Below are 996 nucleotides of genomic sequence, written 5' to 3'. Positions count from 1 at the left end.
CTCCACCCGGAGGTTCTCGTGTCCCACGGTAGTGCCCGGCTGACCGTGCATGGTCGCCGCCTGATCGTTCAACGCCACCGGGCCGGCTGGCCCCAGGCCCACATCGCCGCTGCGATGGGAGTCTCCCGCAAGTGTGTGAAGACCTGGATCGACCGCTTTGCCGCTGAAGGCGAAGCCGGCCTGCTCACCCGGTCCTCGCGGCCGCACACGATGCCCACGAGAACCAGCGACGAGATCGAGCAGGAGGTCCTTGCTGCCCGTGCCGAGCATCGTGATGGGCCTGATGTGCTCGGCCCGAAGGTCGGCGTGCCACCGCGGACGGTGTCGCGGATCCTGCGTCGCCATCGTGTCCCGTACCTGCGCGAGTGCGACCAGGTCACCGGCGAGGTGATCCGGTCCTCCAAGCAGACCGCGCTCCGCTACGAACGCGGGCGACCGGGCGAGCTGGTGCACATGGACGTGAAGAAACTCGGCCGCATCCCTGATGGTGGTGGTTGGCGCGCTCACGGGCGCGCCAGTGGGTCGATCCAGCGTGACCGCGACACCAAGGTCGGGTTTGACTACGTGCACTCACTCGTCGATGACCACTCCCGGCTGGCCTACTCAGAAGTGCTGCCCGACGAGAAGGGTCCGACCTGCGCAGTGTTCCTGCAGCGCGCGATCGACTACTTCGCCGTCCACGGCATCACCCGGATCGAGCGGCTGATGACCGACAACGCGTGGGCCTACCGGTGGTCGCTGCGCGACGTGTGCGCCGCCCACGACATCCGGCAGAAGTTCATCAGACCCCACTGCCCCTGGCAAAACGGCAAGGTTGAGCGCCTCAACCGCACCCTGCAGACCGAATGGGCCTACCGGCAGGCCTTCGCCACAAACGACGAACGCACCGCCGCACTTGCACCCTGGCTCGAGCACTACAACACTGAACGCCGCCACAGCGCACTCGGAGGACGCCCACCGATCAGCCGCCTGCTACCAACCTGATGGCCGGGTACA

The 996-nt window shown here is 67.1% G+C and carries 1 protein-coding gene; it reads left to right on the top strand.

The genetic code is table 11. The features are described from left to right. Window positions 1-18 precede the first annotated feature (18 nt). On the top strand, window positions 19-984 hold the full coding sequence (locus C1I92_RS32930) for an IS481 family transposase (RefSeq protein WP_111258837.1): 966 nt from the start codon (window positions 19-21) through the stop codon (window positions 982-984). The last annotated feature ends 12 nt before the right edge of the window (window positions 985-996 follow it).

Source organism: Jiangella anatolica, from assembly GCF_003236295.1.
In the GTDB taxonomy this organism is placed as follows: domain Bacteria; phylum Actinomycetota; class Actinomycetes; order Jiangellales; family Jiangellaceae; genus Jiangella; species Jiangella anatolica.
This window is presented reverse-complemented; position numbering and strand designations above follow the sequence as displayed.